Source organism: Larsenimonas suaedae (assembly GCF_023712105.1).
GTDB lineage: Bacteria > Pseudomonadota > Gammaproteobacteria > Pseudomonadales > Halomonadaceae > Larsenimonas > Larsenimonas suaedae.
Genome location: NZ_JAMLJI010000001.1, coordinates 1250318 through 1272225 on the forward strand (window position 1 = coordinate 1250318; position 21908 = coordinate 1272225).

The following is a 21908-nucleotide window of genomic DNA, read 5'->3' on the forward strand; positions in this document are numbered from 1 at the left end:
CGAGACGCATCGCACTTGCCTTGCACTCAGTGCGCTGCCCATTCATGAACCACGAACGAAGCGATGCCCGAGTCGATCAGCGGGTCCTGCTCGGCGAGCGCACGGGCATCGGCGAGAGTGTCTGCCTTTAATACGTACGCACCGCCCTTGATGTCCTTGAACGGGCCGGCAAGCATAAGACGATCCTGCGCCTTGAGCGTTTGCAGGTACTCACGATGCGCCGTGATCAGTTCGTGACTGACCTCCTGGTCGCGGCTTAATAAAACGAGAAACAGCGTCATGGGATTTCCTGTGGGTGGTTTGAAATCACGTCGTTGATGTGTGATAAAGCGCCGCGTCGCGAGGCCCTTGAATCGCCGAGGCAGCGAAACGCTCGATCTCTCCGACAGGTGTCCAGCCCGCGTTTTTCATCACGGCATGCTCGAATCCGCTGGCGGCCCAGCTCGTCAAATGGCGCGTACCGTCCATGCGCGCAAAGGTGCTCGCGGCCGCCAGAAGCTCCTGCGCGATGCGCGTCGTATCACATTCTGGATGAACAAAAATGCCCTCGATCCAACTGCAGTGGCGCGCCTCCGGTGCCCCATCGCGGCGAAGACGCAGACAGCCAACCAGCTCGCGGTTGAGGCGCGCCTCCCAAAGCCAGAGGTCCTGGCCCAGCCGAGGGCCGATATCATCCTTCCAAAAGCGCGGATAGCACCAGGCAGAGTCGGGCGCCTGCTTGCCCGGGTCACTCGCGACCGCCTCGGCCAGAAGCGTAAGCTCGGCACTTCGTACATCGTCTAACTGCGTAATCGGTAAGCACAGCGCCATCACGGCACCTCCTGATCGGCAAGCGCCGGCGCTGCGGCCGGCCTTGCAAGGCTAACGGCCCGTATAAGAGCCTGAACGGTCATACCGGGTGCAAGGCCGAGCGCCTCACAGGAAGCTGTGGAAATCAGAGCCCTGAGCGTTTGCTGACCGGCGTCAAGCATCACCAGTGTGACACTGGCCATATCGTCCAGCGGCTGACAGGCTGTAATGGTGGCCTTGAGAGTATTGCGAATACTGGTGCCACTCACCGGCTCGAGCGCGATGGCAACGTCGCGGGCGCGCACCTGAATCTTGAGCCATTGGCCTGGCTCGATATCAAGCGTGGGCAGCTCGAGCATCTGGCCATCCGAAAGACGCAGTTCACTCAGCTGACGCCTGACGTCGTGACGATGACACCGCGCCGCAAGCATTGCGCTGATGTCAAACCCCCCAAGCCGTGACATCAGCTCGGGGCGTGCCAGCACCTCGTTGAGGGCGCCGTGGGCAAGCACTTGCCCCTTTTCAAGCAACACCAGATCATCGGCTACGGCCAAAAGCTCCTGCGGGTCGTGGCTAACAAAAATCACCGGAATATCGATGTCTCTGACCAGCGCGGCCAGGTACTCGAGAAGCTCCTGCTTGCGGGCCCCATCAAGCCCGGTCAAAGGCTCGTCCAGCAAAAGAAGCCGCGGCGAGGACAACAGGGCGCGGCCGATCGCAACGCGCCTCGCCTCGCCCCCCGACAGCGTATTGGGCATGCGCGTCAGCAGGTGGTCGATACCAAGCAGCCCACTAATGCGCGCCACCGCCGCCGGGTCTTCGTCGCGCATGCCATAGCAGAGGTTGCCGCGCACACTGTAATGAGGGAAAAGCCGCGCCTCCTGGAACACGATGCCGAGCCTTCGCCGATGAACGGGAACGAATCGGCACGTGGCGGTGTCGCACAGCACGTAGCCCTCGAGGGCAATGCGCCCACGATCCGGCCGATCAAGCCCTGCAATCAGACGCAGAAGCGTTGTCTTGCCGCTGCCGGAGGGGCCAAACAGCGCCGTGACACCGCGGGAGGCCAGCCGAAGGTCGACCTCGAGCGTGAACTCCCCCTGCACACGCGTCACATCAAGCTCAAACATCGCGCCCTTCCATCCGTCGACGCGAGCGACGGGCAAGCCACTCGGACACAAGAAGCGAAAGCATCGCGACTGCAATTGAAATCAGGCACAGCCGTGCGGCGGCGGCCTCACGCCCGGGCGACTGGATCACGCTATAGAGGGCCAGCGGCAAGGTTCGAGTTTCACCGGGAATGTTGGAGGCAAAGGTCATGGTCGCCCCGAACTCGCTGAGTGCCCGCGCAAACGAAAGCATCATGCCCGTCAGCACGCCCGGCAACGCCAGCGGCAATGTAATGGTTACAAACACCCGAGCCCGAGTCGCGCCCAGAGTGCGCGCCGCGGCCTCGAGCCGAACATCCACGGCCTCAAGTGAAAGCCGGATGGCGCGCACCATCAGGGGAAACGCCATGACGCCGCCTGCAAGCGCCGCCCCCTGCCACGTGAACGGCAGCCCGATGTCGAATCGGGCAAGCCACTGCCCGATGACCCCCTGTCGACCGAACGCCAGCAGGAGCAAATAGCCAACGACCACCGGTGGCAGGACCAGCGGCAGGTGAATCAGCCCATCAAGCAGTGACTTGCCGGGAAACGTATGTCGCGCCAACACCCAGGCAAGCGCGATGCCCGGCACAAGGCTTGCGCCTACCGCAACGCCTGCCACCTTGAGGCTGAGTTGCAGGGCTTCCCACTCCAGAGGTGTCAGCACGAGTCAGCGCTTACTGCTTGAGCTTTGCAGGACCAAAGCCGTAGTCGGCAAAGACCTGCGCAGCGTCCTGCCCTTGCAGCCACTGATAGAAGGCCTCGGTGGTGCTGTCGGGCGAGCCGATCTCGGCGATGGGGTAAGTGATGGGCGGGTGCGAGCCGTCCGGAAAGGCACCGAGCGTCTTGACTCGATCGCTTGCCTTGGCATCGGTTGCGTAGACAATGCCAAGTGGCGCCTCACCGCGCTCGACCAGCGCCATGGCTGCGCGCACATCGCTTGCCCGCGCCAGACGCGGCTCGAGGGCCTGCCACTGATCAAGGGACGTGAGCGCTTGCTTTGCGTAGATGCCGGCCGGTACATGGTCCGGGTCGCCGACCGCCACGCGCTCGTTGCGCCCGAGGTAATTGTCGAGCCGGTGGTCCTTGTCCGGGATAAACGATTGAATCTGGCTGCCCTTTTGGGCGATCACGACCAGATGATTCTTGAGTAGATCCCGACGCTCGGTCAGGGTCACGCCCTGCTTGCCAAGCCAGTCCATCCATTGCTCGTTGGCCGAGAAATAGATGTCTGCAGGTGCGCCATTGGCAATCTGGCGTGCAACGGTCGAGGAAGAGGCGTACACGGGCACGATGTCGACCGAGGGGTGGGCGGCTTCATAGGTTTTAACCAGATCGTTCATGGCGTCGGTCAATGACGCGGCCGCATAGACATGAACAGTTGAATCGGCGTGCGCAAGCCCTGAAAGGCCAATGCTTGCAACGAGCGCAACATGCGCCGCAACGGTGCGGGGTAACGACATGGTAAGGTCTTCCTTGAGAAATCGAACGCCACACCTTAAGACATTCTGAAACAATATAAAATGCTCAGCTAATCTATGGCGCGATAGGCCATTTGAATCAAAAAGCCCCGTTAGGCTCGGCCACAGTGGCCGGGCCCATCCACGCCTCGCGTCTTATTTAAAACGCGAGGCGTCTTGGCTCAGGCGCCTTTCTGCCCCTTCGTATCGGAAGCGGCATGCGTGTTCTCGGACGCGCTGGCCTTGGATCGCTCAGGTGCCGTAAGCGCCGTTACCACATCGCCCTGAGTATTGGTCACGCCCTCGGCCGGGGCCGTTTCATGGCGTGACAGCGCCTTGCTGGTGACAAAGGCTCGATGCGCTGCGGTATCGACGGCGATCGTATTCGGATGAAGCCCCGGATGGAAGGTTTCCAGCACCTCGAACGACTCGGTATCAAACGCCTGAACCGTGCCATCACCACGGTTGGCCACGTACAAGCGCTTCGCGCCGGGGTCGACGTCAATGCCGAGCGGATGCTCGCCCACCTTGAGCGTCTTCACCGTGGTATTGCCGTGTGTATCGATCACACTGACCGTATTGTCACCGCTATTGGCCACGTAGAGGCGGTTGGCGTCGGCATCCACGGCCAGGTTGATCGGCTTTTTGCCGACGTCAATGCGCTCGACCGGCGTATCGGTCTTGAGGTCGATCACACTGACGCTGCCATCGCCCATGTTGGCGACATAAAGACGCTGGGAAGCGCTGTCGAGCACCATCCCGGTCGATACAGCGCCGACGTCGTGAATGGTCGATTCAAGCTCAAGGGTATCGCCATTGACCTTCCAGACCACCCCATTATCGCTGACGCCGCTGACGTAGACGGTGCCGGTGGCCGGATTGATCACGACATCACGCACCTGCGGTGGCTGCTGATCCTTGGGGACCGATTTATCCTTGACCGGCGCCAGCGACAACGTCCGGATAACTCGGCCTTTATTCAGGTCGACCGCCGTGATCGAGCCATCGAGCGTATTGGTGGTGTAAAGCCGACCGGCATCGTCATTGATGGCCACACCGAATGGGCGCTGCGCCAGATCGAGGGTGGTGGTCACCTTGAGCGGATCGGTCGAAAGCCCGATGAGCTGGCCGCCGCCGTCGCCGCCAAACGCACCGGCAGAGGCCACGTAAAGCCGATCGTTGGCACTGCTGTAGCCAAGTTCGTAGATATTCTTGCCGGTGCTGACCGGGGTCTGGTCAACCGCGAGGGGGTCAGCCTGCGCCGGGGAGCACAGCGTGCCCACGCCGAGTGCTACGCCAGCGGCAATGGCCATATGCGGAAGCCAACGAATTACCCTACTCATACCCTTGCCTCTTTTTCATGCTGTTTGAATGTCGTTTTAGTGAGACCGACGCGCATTCAAGCGCGCCTTACCGGCATCCTACCTGCAAACAATAACAATTCTCAAAAACATCGACGTATGCGACACTTTTGGCATTACCCCGCACCGGAGGACCGATGTCCCGATCTCGCTGTTCACTGTCGCGCCGTCATGTGCTCTCGACCGGCGCGCTTGCCCTCGCAGGATTGAGTCTGCCCGGTTGGGCATGGGCACGCCCGGACCTGAGCCGGTCCATCGAGCCGACGATCGCCAAACGTGGGCACCCCGACTACCGTTTCGAACAATTCACGCGCCACAAAGGCGACGGGCGCTACCGCATCTGGCTCGCCATTCCCAAAGGCACGCCGCCTGAAAAAGGCTTCCCCATCGTATACGCCCTCGATGGCAACGGCGCGCTCGATGATACGACGCCCACGCTTTTGAGTGCGCTTGCACGCGCCCATCCGCCGATCATCGTCTACCTCGGCTATGACACCGACAAACGCTTCGACGTTCGTCAGCGCCACCGGGACTATACGCCAGCGCGGCCGGGCGAATCCATGGTCGATAGAGATGGCGGACCGGCCGGAGGCGCGACCGCCTTTCTCACCCAGGTGCTCGATCACTGGCGGCCAGAGCTTGAACGAACGCTGCCGGTCAACGCAAACGACCGCACCTTCTGGGGGCACTCCTTTGGCGGTCTGTGCGTACTCAATGCCTTTCTGACCCGCCCGGAAACAATGGCCTCCTTTATCGCGGCAAGCCCGAGCCTTGGCTGGGGCGACGCCCTGATTCCGACCATGGCCCGTCAGTGGCATCCCCCGACGACAGCACGCCCATCGCTTTGGCTGCTGAAAGGCGGCAAGGAGCACACAAAAACGCCGCCGGGGGCACCGGCGGCGTCGGACAATGACGTCATGGACATTTTCGAACTGAAAGAGACGCTTTCCGAGCGGGCACCCGATGTCGCGGTCGAGACGACGCTACTGCCGGACTATGGCCACGGCCAGATGTTTACCGCCTCGCTCAGAATGGCGCTTGCCCGCGTGGCCGGGCTCGACCCGACGCCCTGGGGCACGCTTGAGTCCGCTTAGTGTTCGCCGGGGTGGGCGCCGAGTTCTCGAGCCAGGTCGCACGAGACGCCGGCGTCTTCGGCCCACTGCCTGAGACGCGCGAACCAGTCCGCGACAACCTGGTCCTCGCTCAACAGATCGACGCGACTGGTCGCCTGCCCCCACATCAGCATGGAAAACACCAGGTAATCGGCACCGCCCGGGCGCTCACCGTCAATAAACGCTGCCTCACCCAGAAGCGCACGCACCGGCGCCAGGGCCTGACCCAACTGCTTGAGCCCGGCGTCCCGGTCCTGAAACGCCTCGATCGTGCAGCCAAGCCGCGCCTCCCGACTTTCGCGGAAATAGGGTTGATCGGCGGGGTCGAGCAGGTCAAACAGATCCTTCGCCACCGTTTTAAGGATCGCCGGCGCCAGTGCGGTTTCGCTCCAGTGACGCACGAACATGAACCGCCCCCGCGCCGGGCCATCACCGATCAGGGTCGCACCTGGGTAGGTCCGATCGAGGTAGTCGAAAATAGCAAGACTGTCGCTGACGGCGGTGCCGTCGGTATCGAGCAATACCGGCACCTTGCGACTGGACTCGGGCTCCTGCCCGGTAAACGCCAGCCGGTCCTTTTCGGTAAAACGCCAGGCCAGGCGCTCGAATTCGAGGCCCTTGTGCACCAGCGCAAGCGTCACGCGCCAGCAAAAGGGAGAGAAGCGCAGACGCGCGTCGGCGCCTGCCAGATCGTACATGTAACGGCTCATGACACCCGCTCCTGGGTCGATAACTGTCGACACAGCATGGTGGCCCGAGCGGGGTTTATCAAACCGCTAAAGTAGCAGCGCAGCCGCCCAGCCAAACAGCAGCAGCGGGATGTTGTAGTGCAGGAAGGTCGGCACCACCGAATCCCAGATATGATCGTGCTGACCGTCGGCGTTGAGACCGGAAGTCGGCCCGAGCGTCGAGTCGGAGGCCGGCGAGCCGGCATCGCCAAGGGCTGCGGCCGTGCCCACCAGCGCAATCGTCGCCATGGGCGAGAACCCGAATTCGAGAGCCAGTGGCACGTAAATCGAGGCAATGATTGGAATGGTCGAAAACGACGAGCCGATGCCCATCGTGATGAAAAGCCCCACCACCAGCATCACCAGCGCCGCCAGCACCTGGCTATCGCCGATCACGGCGCGCGAGCTTTCAACCAGGGTATCAATCTGGCCGGTGGCCTGCATCACGCTTGCAAAGCCTGCCGCAGTAATCATGATGAAGCCGATCAGCGTCATCAAACGCATGCCCTCGGTGACGACGTCGTCCTGCTCCCGCCAGCGAAACACCCCGCTGACCGAGAGGATCGCAAAGCCGAGTAGCCCGCCAAGCACCATCGAGTCAGTCAGAAGCTGAGTGGTCAGCGCCGCCAGAATCGAGCCGCCAAGCACCAGATACTGCCAGGGCTTGAGCGGGTCAAGCTCGCGTTTTTCACGCTCGCTGACCACATCGTCGGCGCTGGCCACATGGCCGACCCCGACCGCCCTCATCGAGTACGTTCGCGGCCCCCGATAGCTTATAAACACCGCAATCAAAAGCCCCACCGCCATGCCACCGATCGGCATCGCCATCGCCATCGGCACCATATCGGCGGTGACCTGAAGCCCGAACGCCGCCCCGGCCTCGTTGATGTTTGAAAGCAGGATGTCGTTGAGAAAGATCGCGCCAAACCCCACTGGCAGCAGCATATAGGGGGCCGTGACTCCGAAGGTGATGACACAGGCCACCAGCCGACGGTCGAGATTCAAACGGTTCATCGCCATCAAAAGCGGCGGCACCATGATCGGGATAAACGCGATGTGGACCGGAATCAGGTTCTGAGAGCAGACCGCCGACACCAGAAGTACGCCGATAATTGACCACTTGACGGTCTTGCCGGCGCGAGAAGCCGCAACGCCGTGATCACTTTCATGGGAAAGCCGGCCGATCAGCTTGCGCGCGATCGCCTCGGTCAGCCCCGAGCGCGACAGCGCCACTGCAAACGCCCCAAGCGTTGCGTAGGAGAGCGCCACCTGCGCGCCACTGCCCAACCCGCCATTGAAGGCATCGAGAATGTCACCAAGCGGCATGCCGCTATAAAGCCCGCCGACCAGGGCGGCCACAACGAGCGCAAACACAACGGAGACACGAGCCAGGCTCAGCGTCACCATAACCAGGATAGAGAGGACAATGGCGTTCATGGGTCTACCAGACGAGGAAAATGAAACCGGACGCTCGGGCGCACACATCGAGCCTTGAAACCGCGGCGCACTCTACCATACCCGCCATTGACGCTCACCCTGCATCCACCCCTGCAAGGCGATTGCGCACCCGAACCTGCGCACCGGCGATGAATTGGTTATCCTTGGATCATCACACCACGCGCCCAATGCAAAAGCGCTCCAGGTAACAAGAAACACTCAAGGAATCACGTGCATGTCGATCGAGGATCTCCACCTCAACCTGACCAATCTGAGCCCCGATGATTATTCGGACCTAAAAAAGCTGATGGACGCCGTCTACGACGACATCGGCGGCGCCTGGCCCCAGGCCACCATCAGCAAGCTGATTCAGGAATTTCCCGATGGCCAGCTGGTCATCAAGGACGGCGACAGTATCGTCGGCGTTGCCCTGACCGTGCTGGTCGATTACGACACCTTCTCGAACCCGCACAAATACGATGACCTGATCGGCCATCGCGAGATCATTCTCAATAACCCCGATGGCGATGCCCTGTACGGGCTGGATGTACTGATCGATCCCACCTATCGCGGCTACCGTCTCGGCCGTCGACTGTATGAAGCCCGAAAGGATTTGTGCCGCTCGATGAACCTGCGGGCAATCCTTGCCGGCGGGCGAATTCCCAACTACTACCTTCACTCGGAAGAGCTTTCCCCGACCGAGTACCTCGACAAGGTCTCCAGAAAAGAGATCTACGATCCGATTCTCTCGTTCCAGCTTGCCAACGACTTTCTGGTCAAGCGCCTTTTGCAAAAGTACCTGCCCGAAGACGAACGCTCCGAGGGCTACGCCACGCTGCTTGAGTGGAACAATATTCTGTTTGAACCGGCCGAGCGCGTGATCGAAAGCCGCAAGACGCTCGTTCGCGTCGGCGCGGTGCAGTGGCAGATGCGTGAGTTTGCCTCGGTCGAGCAGGTGCTTCAGCAGGTCGAGTTCTATGTCGACGCCATCGCCGATTATCAAAGCGATTTCGCCGTGCTGCCGGAGCTTTTCAATACGCCGCTCATGGCACTGACCGACCAGTCCGACCAGGTCAAGGCCATCCAGTTTCTGGCCGAATTTACCGAGCGCTTCAAGACCGAAATCTCGCGCATGGCGGTGTCGTACAACATCAACATCGTGGCAGGCTCAATGGTCGAAATCGGCGACGATGGCCACCTCTATAACGTCGCCTACCTATGCCACCGCGATGGCAGCATCGAGCGTCAGGCCAAGCTCCACATCACCCCGCAGGAGCGTCGTGACTGGGTGGTCGATGGCGGTGACGAGCTGCAGGTGTTCGAGACCGACGCCGGCCGCGTCGGCATTCTGATCTGCTACGACGTTGAGTTCCCGGAACTTGCCCGACTGCTGGCGGATCAGGACATGGACATTCTGTTCGTGCCCTTCTGGACCGACACCAAGAACAGCTACCTGCGCGTGCGCCACTGTGCCCAGGCCCGTGCGATTGAAAACGAATGCTACGTGGTCGTGTGTGGAAGCGTCGGCAACGTGCCCTCGATCGAAAACCTCGACATCCAGTACGCCCAGTCTGCGGTGTTCTCACCGTCGGACTTCTCATTCCCCCACGACGCGGTGCTTTCAGAGACCACGCCCAATACCGAAATGGTGATGTTCTCGGATCTCGACCTGACCCGACTCAAGGTCGTGCGCAGTGAAGGCTCAGTGACCAACCTCAAGGACCGCCGCAAGGACTTGTTCGACCTGCGCTGGCGTGACTGGTCATGGAAATCAAGCTAAGGCGTGAGCCGCGATGAGCTGGCTGGACCGACTTCGCGGGCGTCGCCCGCGAGATGCCCAGCCGCCCGTTGAGCTGTGGCAACACGTGCTCGCTCGGGTGCCCATCGCGCACGGGCTGGCGGATGACTCGCGTGAGCGCCTTGCCGGTCGGGCCTGGGCGCTCATGCACAGGCTTCGCATCACGTCACCGGTGGAGTTGCCCTGGAGCGAGGCCCAGGCGCTTGCGCTTACGACGCAAGTCGCGCTGATGACGCTTGAATGGGACAAGGCCTTCTGGCCGGACGTGCGTGAGGTCGTGGTGGTGCCGGGGCCGTTTCGACGCCACCTCGTCGAGGAAGACGAAATGGGCGTCGTGCATGAGCTCGATGACGAGCGCATTGGTGAAACGTTTGACCACGGCCCGATCGTTTTGTCGCTCGAGGACATCAAAGCGAGCGGCGACTGGACGGGGCTCAACGTGATCATTCATGAATTCAGCCATAAGCTCGACATGCAGCACAACGGGCAGGCGGATGGCCGCCCGCCCCTGCCTTCAACGATTTCTCCAGCCGAGTGGTACCGCGTATTTACGGGTGTCTGGGAGGATCTTCAAGAACACCTGGAGCGCGATGACGTCACGCCGATCGACGAGTACGCTGCAACCCACCCGGGTGAATGCTTTGCCGTATGCTGCGAGATGTTCTTTACCGCCCCAAATCAACTCTCCAGGGCCTACCCCGAGCTTTATGGCTTATTGACGCATTACTTCAAACAGGACGTTCTGGCGCGCATGCCCGACCGCAGCCTGGATTCGACCCGGCCCTGACTCAAGAAAGCCCTTATTCACGATCACGGGCGCGCCCCGATAGCCTTCGCATATTCGTTTTCCCACGCCTCACGCTGCTTTTGTGGGTCAGCGGGAAATCGACCCAGCGCCACCGCCAGCTCGAAAAAGCCATCGGCTGGAAGACCGTGGCCTCGTTGGCTGACCACCAGTGAGGCAATAAACGGCTGACGGGCGCGCGCGTCGTCTCGCATCAACGCCTCCAGAGCGCTGGCAACACGCTGGATCGTACGCGGAGGCGTAAGTGACAGGGCGCCGGCAAGCCGGCGGTAGGTCATCGGCAACTGATCAACCGGCGCGCGCTCCAAAAGGGCTCGCACGCGCGCCGGCAGTGACGGGTCATCGGTCATGGCGTTCTCGAAAATCCGGGTGACATCAGGCCCCTTGAAAGGCTCGGCTCTCAAGGGCATGAAGCCACATCCTGCTTAAGAGACGCCGATGAGACAACACGCCCTGAACGTGCACGCGACGTCTTCGTACGGCGCGTTTCGCATCAGACCCTGGGATTAAAGCCCAATGAGGTCGCGCTACAGGGGTCAGTAGAGCGAAGACACCGCAGCAATCGCGACGCGCGCGATTCGTGCGTCCTGATCGGCTCGGGCGCCCGCGATCCCGACAGCGCCCGCCACGTGCCCCTGAATCACGACCGGCACACCGCCTTCTTGCATGCCACCGACCGCCCGGTGGCTCAAAAGCGCGGCCTCACCCTGGTTGATGCGCGCCTCGAGCTGGCCGCTATCGCCGCCGGTAAGTGCTGCACACCGCGCCTTGTCACAGGCAAGCTGTGCTTCAAAAGCGCTGCTGCCGTCCATGCGCTGAAACCCGAGCAGATGCCCACCATCATCCACAACCGCCACGCTGACCTGAAGGCTCTGGCGGCGGGCTTCCTCGAGCGCCTTGCTCAGAATCACCGTTGCATCGTCCAGTGCCAGCACATTCTTGACTTTCATTCACTTGCTCCTAAGTAAATTCGTCCAGCCGGACTGTATAAAAGTAATTCGTGCTTGAGGCTATGCAAAAACCACCATTTCACAGAGATCTTACAAATTGCTTCGAAAAAAAACGGCGCCCGTTCGAGCAAACGTCTAAATTCCGCCGACAAGCGGACATGCCGTAAAAAATCATGGCAATAGGCGCAGGCGCCAGCAAACTCACGCCGTTCATGGGGTGGGCCTGGGGCCATCGACGCATGCTCTCACGCCGCTGCTCATGGGCGACACATAAAGCTTCGCCGCTGCAAGGCGCGTCACCGGCCTCGAGCCATTGACCCTACCTGGCGCGCCCCCCAGAATCGAGGCCATTGATATCGGCGCCACATATGAGTCGCCCCCGTTCAGTGATGCCCAAGCGTGTGCCGACCGGGATGAACTCTTGTCAAGAAATGGCGTCCCACAAAAGCAGCGAACGCCTGATACCGAATCATGGTCACCGCGTGGGCATCGGAGCAAACGCGGAATACTAGCAGGAGAACCTTGCCATGCCTCGACGGCTCTGGCTTCTGATTACACTGATAGCGTTACTGGTCGGCCTGTGTGGGCTCTGGCAGTGGCTTGCGATGGGGGACGTCCTGACCGTGCCCAATCTGCGTGAGCTTCTGGCAAGCGGCATCGGGCTGCGCGACGCCGGCTGGGCGCCATTTGCACTGATGGGCATTTTCGTTGTGGCGTCGTTACTGGTCTTTCCGTTGACCCTGCTGGTCGGCGCGACCGGGCTAATCTTTGGCTCATGGCTCGGGCTTGCCTATGCGTTGACAGGCACCATGCTTGCTTCGGCCACCACCTATTATGTCGGTCGCAAGCTCGGACGGGACGCGCTGGTGCGCTATGGCGGCACCCGAATCAACGCCCTCGCCGATGGCCTGGCCGATCGCGGCATACGCACCATGATCGTCTTCAACCTGCTGCCGCTGGCGCCCTTCACCTTTACCAACATGATTGCAGGCGCCTGCCGCCTTCGCTTCAGCGCTTATATGCTGGGGTCGTTCATCGGGATTTTACCGGGCCTGGCAGCGGTCACCATTGCCGGTAGCCAGCTCGGCGAACTGCTTAACGCACCGGACCTTGACGGCCTCTGGCTAACGCTTGGCATTATTGCGGCTGCGCTGGCCATACTGCTCACGCTGCGACAGATGGCAAAGCGACGGCAGCCCGCCTGAGTCGGCTTGCCTGCCGCTATTTGCCCGTCGCGACCGACCGCTCTGACGGCTCATCGTCATCGGCCGGGTCCTCGCGGCGGGACCAGAACACCTCCTTGAGCACCGCCCCGCGGTGGCGAAGAATATGCCACTCGGCGTCGAACCGGTGCGTCACGCTGTCCCAGAACGTCGGGTCGGCGTGCTTTGGCCCTCGCTCGGTGCGCGCCTGATCGATCAGGTGCTGATAAAGCGCGAGACAGCGCTCGGCACAGACAGCGGCATCGAACTGCTGTGCGCTTTCAAGCGCCCCGTCGCGCAATGCGCGGTAGCGCTCTGGTGCACTGATGCTCATGAGCGCATCGGCCATGACATGCTCATCCTCTTGCTCGAGCAGCATGCCGTTGACGTCATTGCGCACCACTTCGCGCACACCCGGCGCGTCCAAAGCGACGACCGGCAGACCTGCCGCCATCGCTTCGGCCACGACCATGCCCTGGGTTTCGCTGTGGGAGGCGAACACGAACGTACTCATGGCGTGATAGGCATCGACCAGCGACTGATCGCTCAGGACCCCGGTAAAGTGAACGCGGTCGCTGACACCGAATGAGTGCGCGATCTCCGCCATCTGTTCGGCCTCATCACCATCGCCCACCACCAGAAAATGCGCCTCCTTCGAGCTACTTAAATAGCGACAGACCGCCCGAGTCATGAACCCAAGATTCTTTTCCTTGGCGAGTCGGCCAACATGGCCGACCACGTGCGTCTGTTCACCGATACCGAAATGGCGGCGCCAGGTCTGTTTGTCGCCCTTGGCAAAGCGCTCGGTGTATACCCCGCTCGGCAATACCTCGATTGGCGTCTCCACATCCCGCTTGAGCAGAATCTCGCGCACGCTTTCGCTCGGCACGATCACGGTGTCACACAGTTCGGCGTAGCAGGAGGCCAGTGCCACGGCGAAACGCTTGATGGCAGGTGATCGGCTCGGAAAGTAGTGGATATAGCGCTCGTAGAGCGTGTGGTGGGTAAAGACCAGAGGCACTCGCAGCCGCTGGGCAAGACGCGCCGCCGAATCGCCGAGCAAGAACGGATGATGGGCATGAATGAGATCCGGGGCGAACGCCTCGACGGCATCGATCACCGCGCCGGTCATGTACATCGGAAAGGAAAATTGAGTGCCGTTGAAACGCTGAAACGACGGCACTCTCAGTACGTTGTCCTCATGCGGTGGCTGGCCTTCGATATTGGGCGCGATGACCAGCACCTTGTGACCCAGCGCCTGGAACTGATCGACGAATCGCTGAACCGATTCGCTGACGCCACCGACGATCGGCCGGTAGGTATTGGTAAACACCAGAATGTTCAAAGCACTACCTCCTGCGCCTCGACCCTTGTGTCAAGGCTTGCTCTTGAGACGCCTTCCATGACGACGCACTGCTGAAAGATTCACCCGTCTGATCATTAACGATCGGGCTGCGACTGCATTGTACAGGCTGGTATCGCGCTCGTCCTCTTTCGCCCTGCCCTGGAGGGGCGCACTTACGCGTTCGCCAATTCATGCGCATGGTCTATGCTTTCTGCGGGTTCGGTATACCCGGTATTCACTCGAAAAAAAGGATTTTGACCGATGACTACGATCTTTGAGGAACTTCGCGCCGATCATGACAAACAGCGCACGCTGCTGGATTTGCTGGTCAAGACCGAAGGCGATAGCGAGGGTCGAAAGGAGCTGTTCGAACAGATCAAGGCCGCCATGCATCATCATGAAACCGCCGAAGAACGCTACTTCTACAGCCCGTTGATGGACTATGACAGCGGCGTTGAGAAATCGCGACACGGTATCGCCGAGCACCATGAGATGGATGAGGTCATGGAGCAGATGGATGAGACCGACTTCAGCTCCCCCGGCTGGTTAAGCCTTGCCAAGAAACTTCGTGACATGGCACTTCACCACTTCGAAGACGAAGAAAACCACTACTTCATTTCAGCCGGTCAGAAATTCAGCGACGACGACAAAACGCGTCTGGCGAGCGAGTACCGAAGTGAGATGGAGCGTCTGGCAAGCTGAGCAGACCTCAGCGGGGAGCTTTCGCTCCCCGCCTCGTTATAGCCGCTTTTAGAACGTGTACTGCATAAACACCAGATCGAGCCAGCGACCAAACTTGAGGCCGACCTGCGGTAGGCGTCCGGTCTCGGTAAACCCAAGCCGACGATGCAGCGCGATCGACGGCTGGTTACCCGCCTCGATTGCCGCCACCATTACATGCACGCCGTGCTCATTCGCGCGCGTCATCAACGACGTCATCAGCCGCCGCCCAAGCCCCTGTCCGGCCGCATCTTTTGCTACATACACCGAATGCTCGACCGTGTGCGCGAAACCATCGTGAGGCCGCCACGGCCCATACGTTGCATACCCAAGGCATCGACCCTGGTCGTCTCGGGCCACCATGACGGGAAGGCCGTCTTCCAACCGGGCTTGCCACCACTGGCGTCGGTCGGCCACATCCACCTCACGATCGTTCCAGATCGCTGTCGTTTCGCGCACGGCCTGATTATAGATCTCGGTAATGGCCGCAAGATCGCACTCCTCGGCCTTGCAGATAATGAAGGTCACGCCCTGTCCTTGAAGTCAGTGGTTGGTTAAGTCGGACGCTTGAGTATGCCGGTTTTCAAAAAGGCGCAGTAGTCGATATGGGCACCCATCATTGAGCCACGCAATGCTCAAGGCACCAGCAAGGCTTGCAGGGGCCGCTCACAGGCTCTAGCCTAGCCCGTCGACCCATGGAGAGAAGCACATGAAACGGATATTGCCCCTACTGATTTTAGGTTCGACCCTCGCCCTGGCCGGCTGCGACCGCGCCCCGAACAAGGACGATGTGTCCGAGGCCATGCACAATACCCTCGATCAACAGATCTCGCAGCTCAAGGCAATTGCCCAGCAGATGGGCGGCGACAACAAGCTCGACAACATCGAATACAGCGTCAACATCGATGAGGTCAAGGAATGCGCTCATCCTGCGCCGAAAGACGGCGGCGAGAACACGGATGATGACACGGCCAAAAAGCAGGATACCGATGACCTCTGGTCATGCCAGGTCAAGGGCAAGGTCGTGGTCGATGGCAAGGCTCAGAAGATCGATGACAAGGTCATTTTGTTCAAAAACGATGACGGCGAATGGCAGGCGCGCTGATTATTCTGGTGCCCTGAACGATAAGGGCCAGCATGAAGCTGGCCCTTGTCCGATGCTCGAGGCAACCGCTTAATCGAGCTTGAACTGATTGATCCGCTCGTTCATTTGCCGCGCCTGCTCCTGTAGCGACGCAGCCGCCGCCGCGGCCTCTTCCACCAGCGCCGCATTCTGCTGGGTGACCTGGTCCATCTGGGTCACCGCTGTATTGACCTGCTCGATGCCGCGGGTCTGCTCGTTTGAGGCAGCCGAAATCTCACTCATCAAATCGGACACACGCTGCACCGAATTCAACATTTCACTCATGACCGTGTCCGCGTTGGCAACCATCGCCGACCCTTCCTCGATTTCCTTGGTCGAGTCATCGATCAAACCGCGAATTTCCTTGGCCGCCCTGGCACTGCGCCCTGCAAGCTCACGGACTTCCCCGGCAACCACCGCGAACCCGCGGCCCTGCTCACCGGCCCGAGCCGCCTCGACAGACGCATTCAGTGCCAGCAGATTGGTCTGGAAAGCAATGCTGTCGATCATGGCCGTAATGTCCGAGATGCGCCTGGAGCCCTCACTGATGCTCGACATCTTGTTGACAACATCCTTGACCACACCACTGCCGCGCCGAGAGGTATTCGAGGCCTCGGACGCAAGCGTACTGGCCTGATGCGCGCTGTCGGCACTGTGTTTAACGGTGGCGGTAATCTCCTCCATGCTCGCCGCGGTTTCTTCAAGCGATGCCGCCTGTTGCTCGGTGCGTGAGGATAGATTTTGATTGCCCGCCGCAATTTCACTGGCCCCGGAATCAACGGCGTCGCTCGACGCACGAATATGCATCAGCGTGTCGCGAAGCGTATCCCGCATCTGCAAAATGTTGAACACCAGGCTGCCGGTATCGCCCTTTTTAAGTGGAAGATCAGCGGTCAAATCCCCATCTGCCACACGCCGAACCAGCTCTGCGGCCTGCGCCGGCTCACCACCAAGACTTTTCGAAATCTGGCGAATGAGCACACCCATTACCAGAGAGACAACGCCACCGACGGCCAACAGAATCAGAAAGTAGTTGACGAGGTTTGAAAGAAACGCCGCTCGAACGTCATCAACGTAGATGCCTGCCGCCACGAACGTATCCCACGGCGCGTAATACTCGACAAAACTGACCTTTTGACGAAAGGCATCATCAGCCGTCGCGCCCTTGGAGACATAATCGACATACCCAGCGCCTTGCGCCTTGGCCACCTTGATCAGCTCCATGTAAACCGGTTTGCCCTGAGGGTCGGTGTAGGATGCCATCGATGAGCCCGCCTCACGGCGCGGATGACTCAAAATGTTGGCTTGACTGTCGAAAGTGAAAACGTAGTTGTCACCCTCCTTGCCAAAGCGCTGCGCATTGATGGTGGAAAACGCCTGCTCTCGGGCTTCAGCCTGGGTCAACTGGCCACTGGCTTCTTTTTCGGCAGCCGCATCGATGACGCCCATGGCCATACTAACCACGTTACGCAGCCCGTTTTCACGCTCGGAATACATTTCGGAGCGACCCTCGAGCGCAAGGCTTAGGACGATCGCGATCATTCCGATCCACATCAGCCCCAGCCCGAGCCAGAGCTTGGTACGAATGGTAAGCGGCGCCTTGCCAGAACGCGGAGCACGCTGCCCGAGTGCCTCCTTGAAGGGCGTACCGCGCTGGCTCGCGCGCATGATCTTCTTGGTAAATGCAGGTGACGTCATTGATCGGTCTACTCTGTCGTTTGAACGAAAATATAAGCGTTGGCGCTTGGAGAAGGGTCTCTACCAGGAGCCGGTTTCGTTCTTTATCGGCATGCGTGACCGAAGCTTCAGGACATCTTGAGCCCCCCTGAGCTCCTGCAAACGCAGATCGAGCAAGGCGTTTTTATGCCCAAGCCCATATACTTGGTAGACGACTAACCCAAGGAGATTGCATGAGAGCGGCAGACATACGCGCGAACGTCCGAGCGCTCTGGGCAGCACTTGGAGGTGACCCAGGCATTGCAAAAGGCAGCAAGGCGGTAGAGCAACTGGATCTGGCGCGCTACCAGGGCACCTGGTATGAGATCGCGCGGCTGAATCATCCTTTCGAGCGCCGCTTGAGCAATGTGACGGCGACCTATACCCCTCGAGATGACGGGGGCGTCGATGTGCTCAATCGCGGGTTCGACCTGGTTCGACGCCAGTGGCGCTCGGCCAAGGGCGTGGCTTATCCGGCCGGCAGGAACACGCCGGCCGGTCGGCTTAAGGTCAGCTTCTTCTGGCGCTTCTTTGCCGGCTACAACATCATCTACCTCGATGCCCATTATGACCACGCGATCATCGTGGGGCCGAACCGACGCTATCTATGGGTTCTTTCACGCTCACCGTTCATCAGCGATACCGTGTTCAAGGAGCTGACCCATTGGCTGACTCGACAGGGGCTTCCCGCAGGCGATCTGTATCGTGTCCACCACGATGGCTTTTTGTTCGACCCACAGGTGTAGAGCTAGACGGATGCAGGCGGTCGCGCCGAAACGCCGCTAATTGGCGGCTTTTTCTAAAAAAGCGTGTACTTTTGCGACGCCAGGGCATCCATTTACGTAGACACTAATGTGTCATAATTCATCACATGGATACGGCATCCCTTGCCTCGGCCTGATAAGATACGCGCCTTTTATGTCCCGAATCGTTCAGGGCCAGCCATGCCTTCAGGAGTCCAAGTCCATGGCCGACACCTCCATTCCGCTCAAGATCAACGATCTGTATAAAAGCTTCAACGACACGCCGGTCCTCAAGGGCCTCTCGCTTGACGCCCGAAAAGGCGATGTCATTACGCTGATCGGCGCGTCCGGCTCCGGCAAGAGCACGTTTCTGCGCTGCATGAACCTGCTCGAGATGCCGGACCAGGGCGACATCGTCGTTCATGGTGAGCCCATCAAGTTCAAGTTTGATAAGCATGGCCGCCAGCCAAGCGACTGGAAGCAGGTCGAGCGCATCCGCTCAAAGCTTTCGATGGTATTTCAGAACTTCAATCTCTGGCCCCACATGACGCTGCTTGAAAACGTCATCGAAGCCCCGATCCATGTACTCGGCCAGCCCAAGGACAAGGCGCGCGCCAACGGCCTGAGCCTTCTCGAGCGCGTCGGCCTTGCCGAACGCGCCAGCTATTACCCCACACAGCTTTCCGGCGGTCAGCAGCAGCGCGGCGCCATCGCCCGGGCGCTTGCGATGGATCCGGAAGTGATGCTGTTTGATGAGCCGACCTCGGCACTGGACCCTGAGCTGGTGGGTGATGTGCTCGAAGTCATGCGAGAACTGGCAGATGAAGGGCGCACCATGGTCGTGGTGACCCACGAGATGGATTTTGCCCGTGACGTTTCGAACCACGTGATGTTTCTGCATCAGGGTGTGATCGAGGAGCAAGGCGCACCGGAGCAGGTGTTGTCTCATCCAAAATCCGAGCGCTTGAAACAGTTCCTGTCGCCCAGATACTGACTCATCCATACGCCCGACATCGCCTGGAAGGCAACCGTGCTCTCTAGCGAACAGGGTAAAGGACCTCGTTATGCTTGATCTTCATGGCTACGGCTACCGCCTGCTCGAAGGCGGATTGCTGACGCTTGAATTGGCGATTCTCTCGCTGATTCTCGCTGTCATTCTCGGGCTGGTTACTGCCAGCGCCAAACTTTCATCCTCGATCGTGATTCGCGCGATCGCCAAGGCCTACACCCTAGTTATCCGAGGGGTGCCGGATCTGGTGTTGATGATGCTGCTGTTCTATGGCGGCCAGATCGGCATCAACATGGCAACCGATTGGCTCTACTACGAGTTCGATGTCGATATTTTCGTCAATGTCGATGCGTTTGTTGCCGGCGTTATCACTATCGGGATCATCTTCGGCGCCTATATGTCGGAAACCTTTCGCGGCGCGTTCATGGCCGTGGACGGGGGCCTGCTCGAAGCCGCCCGCGCCTACGGCATGCGCCCATGGACCGTGTTCCGTCGTATCCGGTTTCCCTTGATGATGCGCCACGCCCTGCCCGGTCTCAGCAATAACTGGATGGTGCTTTTGAAAACGACCGCGCTGGTGTCGATCATCGGACTAAGCGACATGGTCAAGGTCGCGGCCGAGGCCACCAAGGCGACTCACGAGCCGTTTCTGTTCATGATTCCGGTCGCACTTGGCTATCTCGCAATCTCGAGCGTCTCGGAATGGTGTTTCATGAAGCTTAAGGCACGCTATGACGTCGGCTTCGGCGCAGAGGGGGCCTCATGGAACAACTAAGCACACTCTGGCAGCCGCTGCTCGACTGGATGAACGGCAACGACATCTTCACCCCGAACACCTTCGCCATGTACTGGACGGGGCTCACCAACACCGTTCAGCTCGTGTTTATCTCGCTGTTGATCGGGCTCGTGCTCGCGGTACCACTTGCGATTGCCCGCGGCTCGCGCAATCAGGTGCTTCGGAAGTCGATCTGGTTCTACACCTACCTCTTTCGCGGAACGCCGCTGCTCATTCAGCTCTATCTGGCGTATTACGGTTTTGCCTTTATTCCGGGCATTCAGGAGACCTGGCTGTGGTTTTTCCTGGATGACCCGCTCTATCCAGCGCTTTTGGCCTTTACCCTCAATACCGCCGCCTACACCACCGAAATCTTTCACGGCTCGATCCAGGCAACGCCGCGCGGTGAGATCGAGGCCGCCAGAGCCTACGGCATGAGCAAGGCCAAGATGATGCGGCGTATCGTGCTGCCAAGCGCGCTGCGTCGGGCGCTTCCGGCCTACGGCAACGAGGTCATCTTCATGCTGCACGCCAGTGCCATCGCCTTCGTGGTTTCGATCACGGACCTCACCGGCGCGGCGTATTATATTTATGCGCGGTTCTACGCGCCGTTCGCGGCGTTCCTGTTCGTGGCGGTGCTGTACATGGTCCTGAGTTTCAGCATTCAGGCCCTGTTCAAGTATCTGGAAAAGCGGCTGTTAGTGCATTTGAAGCCGGCGAGCTGAACCATGGCACCAGCGCGCGCTCGCCGGTATGCTAGGCTCATGGCCCTACCGGGCCACGCGCTTCACGACACCGGCCCATTCACGGCCGCATAACAATCACAAGCACGTAGCAAAAGGACGTATCGATGAAAAAGATCATCACTTTATCGTTGATGGGCGCCGTATTGGCGACCGGTCACGCTCAGGCACGGGATTACGACACCGTGCGCATCGGTGTGGACATTCCCTACGTTCCGATGGAATACCGCACCCCCGATGGCACCCTGACCGGGTTCGACATCGATCTCGGCAACGCACTGTGCAAACAGGCCGAGCTCGACTGCAAATGGGTCATTCAGGGCTGGGACGGCATCATCCCGGGGCTTCAGGCCCGCAAGTTCGACGCCATCATGTCCTCGATGACCATCAACGATGACCGCAAGAAGCAGATCCTGTTTTCTGACCCGTACATGACGCCGCCGTCGGCCTGGTTTACACCCAAGGACTCGACAATCAGCTCACCCAATGAGGAAAGCCTCAAAGGCAAGAGCATCGGTGTACAGCGGGGTACGGTTCAGGACAACTACGTGACCGACCACTACGGCAGCAACGCAAGCATCAAGCGCTACGCCACCGCAGACGACGTTGCCATCGATATGGAAGCCGGCCGACTCGACATCGCCTTTCTTGACTACCCCACCGGCAAGGCCGCCCTGGTCGACAGCAAGAGCGGCCAGTTCAAGACCGTCGGCGACATGCTGACCGAGCCCAAGAAATACTTCGGTGAAGGCTTTGGCATTGCTTTCCGTAAGCGCGACCGTGAACTTGCCGAGACCTTCAACAAGGCGCTTGCCGAGCTCAAGGACAACGGCACTTACAATACGCTCTACACCAAGTATTTCCCCGACGCCAAGACCGAGTAAGCGGTTCACGCCCTCCTCGAGTCGAAACAAGAACGGCGCCTTTCAAGGCGCCGTTTTCGT

The 21908-nt window shown here is 60.0% G+C and carries 24 protein-coding genes; 11 read left to right on the top strand and 13 right to left on the bottom strand.

Annotated elements, in window-relative coordinates:
• Nucleotides 1–26: 26 nt before the first annotated feature.
• From NAT49_RS05815 to NAT49_RS05840, 6 genes are all read right to left on the bottom strand, one after another.
• Nucleotides 27–281, bottom strand: a complete 255-nt coding sequence (locus tag NAT49_RS05815) for a YciI family protein (RefSeq protein WP_251591753.1) — start codon at nucleotides 279–281, stop codon at nucleotides 27–29.
• A 25-nt stretch (nucleotides 282–306) separates the two neighbouring features.
• Nucleotides 307–810, bottom strand: coding sequence for a GNAT family N-acetyltransferase (locus NAT49_RS05820; protein WP_251591755.1), 504 nt, complete (start codon nucleotides 808–810; stop codon nucleotides 307–309).
• Nucleotides 810–1919, bottom strand: coding sequence for a molybdenum ABC transporter ATP-binding protein (modC, locus tag NAT49_RS05825; protein WP_251591762.1), 1110 nt, complete (start codon nucleotides 1917–1919; stop codon nucleotides 810–812). Before modC ends, NAT49_RS05820 begins: the two co-directional genes overlap by 1 nt.
• Nucleotides 1912–2604 (bottom strand): molybdate ABC transporter permease subunit, encoded by a 693-nt coding sequence (gene modB / locus NAT49_RS05830; protein WP_251591772.1) that lies wholly within the window; start codon nucleotides 2602–2604, stop codon nucleotides 1912–1914. Before modB ends, modC begins: the two co-directional genes overlap by 8 nt.
• Nucleotides 2605–2614: 10 nt before the next feature.
• Nucleotides 2615–3400, bottom strand: a complete 786-nt coding sequence (gene modA, locus NAT49_RS05835) for a molybdate ABC transporter substrate-binding protein (RefSeq protein ID WP_251591774.1) — start codon at nucleotides 3398–3400, stop codon at nucleotides 2615–2617.
• A gap of 179 nt (nucleotides 3401–3579) precedes the next feature.
• Nucleotides 3580–4740 carry a YncE family protein gene (locus NAT49_RS05840; RefSeq protein ID WP_251591776.1) on the bottom strand — a complete coding sequence of 387 codons (1161 nt, stop codon included), beginning with the start codon at nucleotides 4738–4740 and terminating at the stop codon, nucleotides 3580–3582.
• 155 nt (nucleotides 4741–4895) lie between these two features.
• Here NAT49_RS05840 and NAT49_RS05845 point away from each other — a divergent pair, with 155 nt between their 5' ends.
• Nucleotides 4896–5852: an alpha/beta hydrolase gene (locus tag NAT49_RS05845; protein ID WP_251591786.1), complete on the top strand. Its 957-nt coding sequence runs from the start codon at nucleotides 4896–4898 to the stop codon at nucleotides 5850–5852.
• Here the strand turns inward: NAT49_RS05845 and NAT49_RS05850 are convergent.
• Both NAT49_RS05850 and NAT49_RS05855 read right to left on the bottom strand, forming a co-directional pair.
• The gene (locus NAT49_RS05850) at nucleotides 5849–6580 is read right to left on the bottom strand and encodes a glutathione S-transferase N-terminal domain-containing protein (protein WP_251591793.1); all 732 of its coding nucleotides are present in this window, start codon (nucleotides 6578–6580) and stop codon (nucleotides 5849–5851) included. The genes NAT49_RS05845 and NAT49_RS05850 overlap by 4 nt on opposite strands.
• A 66-nt stretch (nucleotides 6581–6646) precedes the next feature.
• Nucleotides 6647–8035 carry a Na+/H+ antiporter family protein gene (locus NAT49_RS05855; protein ID WP_251591794.1) on the bottom strand — a complete coding sequence of 463 codons (1389 nt, stop codon included), beginning with the start codon at nucleotides 8033–8035 and terminating at the stop codon, nucleotides 6647–6649.
• A gap of 235 nt (nucleotides 8036–8270) precedes the next feature.
• Here NAT49_RS05855 and NAT49_RS05860 point away from each other — a divergent pair, with 235 nt between their 5' ends.
• Nucleotides 8271–9815, top strand: coding sequence for a bifunctional GNAT family N-acetyltransferase/carbon-nitrogen hydrolase family protein (locus tag NAT49_RS05860; RefSeq protein ID WP_251591796.1), 1545 nt, complete (start codon nucleotides 8271–8273; stop codon nucleotides 9813–9815).
• A 13-nt stretch (nucleotides 9816–9828) separates the two neighbouring features.
• Nucleotides 9829–10620: a M90 family metallopeptidase gene (locus NAT49_RS05865; RefSeq protein ID WP_251591798.1), complete on the top strand. Its 792-nt coding sequence runs from the start codon at nucleotides 9829–9831 to the stop codon at nucleotides 10618–10620.
• 23 nt (nucleotides 10621–10643) lie between these two features.
• Here the strand turns inward: NAT49_RS05865 and NAT49_RS05870 are convergent, their stop codons facing one another.
• A complete protein-coding gene (locus NAT49_RS05870) occupies nucleotides 10644–11048 on the bottom strand; it encodes a hypothetical protein (protein WP_374708791.1) in 405 nt (134 codons plus the stop codon).
• Nucleotides 11049–11174: 126 nt separating this feature from the next.
• Nucleotides 11175–11588: a GlcG/HbpS family heme-binding protein gene (locus NAT49_RS05875; protein ID WP_251591800.1), complete on the bottom strand. Its 414-nt coding sequence runs from the start codon at nucleotides 11586–11588 to the stop codon at nucleotides 11175–11177.
• Between the two features lie 527 nt (nucleotides 11589–12115).
• On the opposite strand from NAT49_RS05875, the gene NAT49_RS05880 reads away from it, so the two are divergent.
• The gene (locus NAT49_RS05880) at nucleotides 12116–12793 is read left to right on the top strand and encodes a TVP38/TMEM64 family protein (protein ID WP_251591802.1); all 678 of its coding nucleotides are present in this window, start codon (nucleotides 12116–12118) and stop codon (nucleotides 12791–12793) included.
• A gap of 16 nt (nucleotides 12794–12809) precedes the next feature.
• On the opposite strand, the gene NAT49_RS05885 is transcribed toward NAT49_RS05880, so the two are convergent.
• Entirely contained in the window at nucleotides 12810–14135 is a 1326-nt protein-coding gene (locus NAT49_RS05885) for a glycosyltransferase (protein ID WP_251591804.1), read from the bottom strand.
• A 261-nt stretch (nucleotides 14136–14396) separates the two neighbouring features.
• On the opposite strand from NAT49_RS05885, the gene NAT49_RS05890 reads away from it, so the two are divergent.
• Nucleotides 14397–14837, top strand: a complete 441-nt coding sequence (locus tag NAT49_RS05890) for a hemerythrin domain-containing protein (RefSeq protein WP_251591806.1) — start codon at nucleotides 14397–14399, stop codon at nucleotides 14835–14837.
• A gap of 48 nt (nucleotides 14838–14885) precedes the next feature.
• Here the strand turns inward: NAT49_RS05890 and NAT49_RS05895 are convergent, their stop codons facing one another.
• Nucleotides 14886–15383: a GNAT family N-acetyltransferase gene (locus NAT49_RS05895; protein ID WP_251591807.1), complete on the bottom strand. Its 498-nt coding sequence runs from the start codon at nucleotides 15381–15383 to the stop codon at nucleotides 14886–14888.
• 181 nt (nucleotides 15384–15564) lie between these two features.
• Here NAT49_RS05895 and NAT49_RS05900 point away from each other — a divergent pair, with 181 nt between their 5' ends.
• Nucleotides 15565–15960, top strand: coding sequence for a SadB/YajI family lipoprotein (locus tag NAT49_RS05900; RefSeq protein WP_251591809.1), 396 nt, complete (start codon nucleotides 15565–15567; stop codon nucleotides 15958–15960).
• A 69-nt stretch (nucleotides 15961–16029) separates the two neighbouring features.
• On the opposite strand, the gene NAT49_RS14995 is transcribed toward NAT49_RS05900, so the two are convergent.
• Entirely contained in the window at nucleotides 16030–17676 is a 1647-nt protein-coding gene (locus tag NAT49_RS14995; protein WP_285835999.1) for a methyl-accepting chemotaxis protein, read from the bottom strand.
• Nucleotides 17677–17888: 212 nt separating this feature from the next.
• On the opposite strand from NAT49_RS14995, the gene NAT49_RS05915 reads away from it, so the two are divergent.
• The 5 genes from NAT49_RS05915 to NAT49_RS05935 all read left to right on the top strand — a co-directional run bounded on the left by NAT49_RS05915 (nucleotide 17889) and on the right by NAT49_RS05935 (nucleotide 21848).
• Nucleotides 17889–18440: a lipocalin family protein gene (locus NAT49_RS05915; protein ID WP_251591811.1), complete on the top strand. Its 552-nt coding sequence runs from the start codon at nucleotides 17889–17891 to the stop codon at nucleotides 18438–18440.
• A gap of 220 nt (nucleotides 18441–18660) precedes the next feature.
• Complete coding sequence (locus NAT49_RS05920) at nucleotides 18661–19431, top strand: ABC transporter ATP-binding protein (RefSeq protein ID WP_251591818.1); 771 nt, start codon at nucleotides 18661–18663, stop codon at nucleotides 19429–19431.
• 70 nt (nucleotides 19432–19501) lie between these two features.
• The gene (locus NAT49_RS05925; protein ID WP_251591820.1) at nucleotides 19502–20221 is read left to right on the top strand and encodes an ABC transporter permease; all 720 of its coding nucleotides are present in this window, start codon (nucleotides 19502–19504) and stop codon (nucleotides 20219–20221) included.
• Nucleotides 20209–20946, top strand: coding sequence for an ABC transporter permease (locus tag NAT49_RS05930; RefSeq protein ID WP_251591823.1), 738 nt, complete (start codon nucleotides 20209–20211; stop codon nucleotides 20944–20946). The genes NAT49_RS05925 and NAT49_RS05930 overlap by 13 nt, the downstream gene beginning before the upstream one ends.
• Before the next feature lie 125 nt (nucleotides 20947–21071).
• The gene (locus tag NAT49_RS05935; protein ID WP_251591825.1) at nucleotides 21072–21848 is read left to right on the top strand and encodes a transporter substrate-binding domain-containing protein; all 777 of its coding nucleotides are present in this window, start codon (nucleotides 21072–21074) and stop codon (nucleotides 21846–21848) included.
• Nucleotides 21849–21908 lie beyond the last annotated feature (60 nt).

Bases quoted from the DNA above. Each gene is read 5' to 3' on its own strand.
- NAT49_RS05840 (WP_251591776.1), bottom strand. From the start codon at position 4,740: ATGAGTAGGGTAATTCGTTGGCTTCCGCATATGGCCATTGCCGCTGGC.
- NAT49_RS05870 (WP_374708791.1), bottom strand. From the start codon at position 11,048: ATGCCCTTGAGAGCCGAGCCTTTCAAGGGGCCTGATGTCACCCGGATT.
- NAT49_RS05865 (WP_251591798.1), top strand. From the start codon at position 9,829: ATGAGCTGGCTGGACCGACTTCGCGGGCGTCGCCCGCGAGATGCCCAG.
- NAT49_RS05915 (WP_251591811.1), top strand. From the start codon at position 17,889: ATGAGAGCGGCAGACATACGCGCGAACGTCCGAGCGCTCTGGGCAGCA.
- NAT49_RS05860 (WP_251591796.1), top strand. From the start codon at position 8,271: ATGTCGATCGAGGATCTCCACCTCAACCTGACCAATCTGAGCCCCGAT.
- NAT49_RS14995 (WP_285835999.1), bottom strand. From the start codon at position 17,676: ATGACGTCACCTGCATTTACCAAGAAGATCATGCGCGCGAGCCAGCGC.
- NAT49_RS05930 (WP_251591823.1), top strand. From the start codon at position 20,209: ATGGAACAACTAAGCACACTCTGGCAGCCGCTGCTCGACTGGATGAAC.
- NAT49_RS05850 (WP_251591793.1), bottom strand. From the start codon at position 6,580: ATGAGCCGTTACATGTACGATCTGGCAGGCGCCGACGCGCGTCTGCGC.
- NAT49_RS05855 (WP_251591794.1), bottom strand. From the start codon at position 8,035: ATGAACGCCATTGTCCTCTCTATCCTGGTTATGGTGACGCTGAGCCTG.
- NAT49_RS05845 (WP_251591786.1), top strand. From the start codon at position 4,896: ATGTCCCGATCTCGCTGTTCACTGTCGCGCCGTCATGTGCTCTCGACC.
- NAT49_RS05920 (WP_251591818.1), top strand. From the start codon at position 18,661: ATGGCCGACACCTCCATTCCGCTCAAGATCAACGATCTGTATAAAAGC.
- NAT49_RS05875 (WP_251591800.1), bottom strand. From the start codon at position 11,588: ATGAAAGTCAAGAATGTGCTGGCACTGGACGATGCAACGGTGATTCTG.
- NAT49_RS05890 (WP_251591806.1), top strand. From the start codon at position 14,397: ATGACTACGATCTTTGAGGAACTTCGCGCCGATCATGACAAACAGCGC.
- modA (WP_251591774.1), bottom strand. From the start codon at position 3,400: ATGTCGTTACCCCGCACCGTTGCGGCGCATGTTGCGCTCGTTGCAAGC.
- NAT49_RS05900 (WP_251591809.1), top strand. From the start codon at position 15,565: ATGAAACGGATATTGCCCCTACTGATTTTAGGTTCGACCCTCGCCCTG.
- NAT49_RS05880 (WP_251591802.1), top strand. From the start codon at position 12,116: ATGCCTCGACGGCTCTGGCTTCTGATTACACTGATAGCGTTACTGGTC.
- modC (WP_251591762.1), bottom strand. From the start codon at position 1,919: ATGTTTGAGCTTGATGTGACGCGTGTGCAGGGGGAGTTCACGCTCGAG.
- NAT49_RS05935 (WP_251591825.1), top strand. From the start codon at position 21,072: ATGAAAAAGATCATCACTTTATCGTTGATGGGCGCCGTATTGGCGACC.
- NAT49_RS05925 (WP_251591820.1), top strand. From the start codon at position 19,502: ATGCTTGATCTTCATGGCTACGGCTACCGCCTGCTCGAAGGCGGATTG.
- NAT49_RS05815 (WP_251591753.1), bottom strand. From the start codon at position 281: ATGACGCTGTTTCTCGTTTTATTAAGCCGCGACCAGGAGGTCAGTCAC.
- NAT49_RS05820 (WP_251591755.1), bottom strand. From the start codon at position 810: ATGGCGCTGTGCTTACCGATTACGCAGTTAGACGATGTACGAAGTGCC.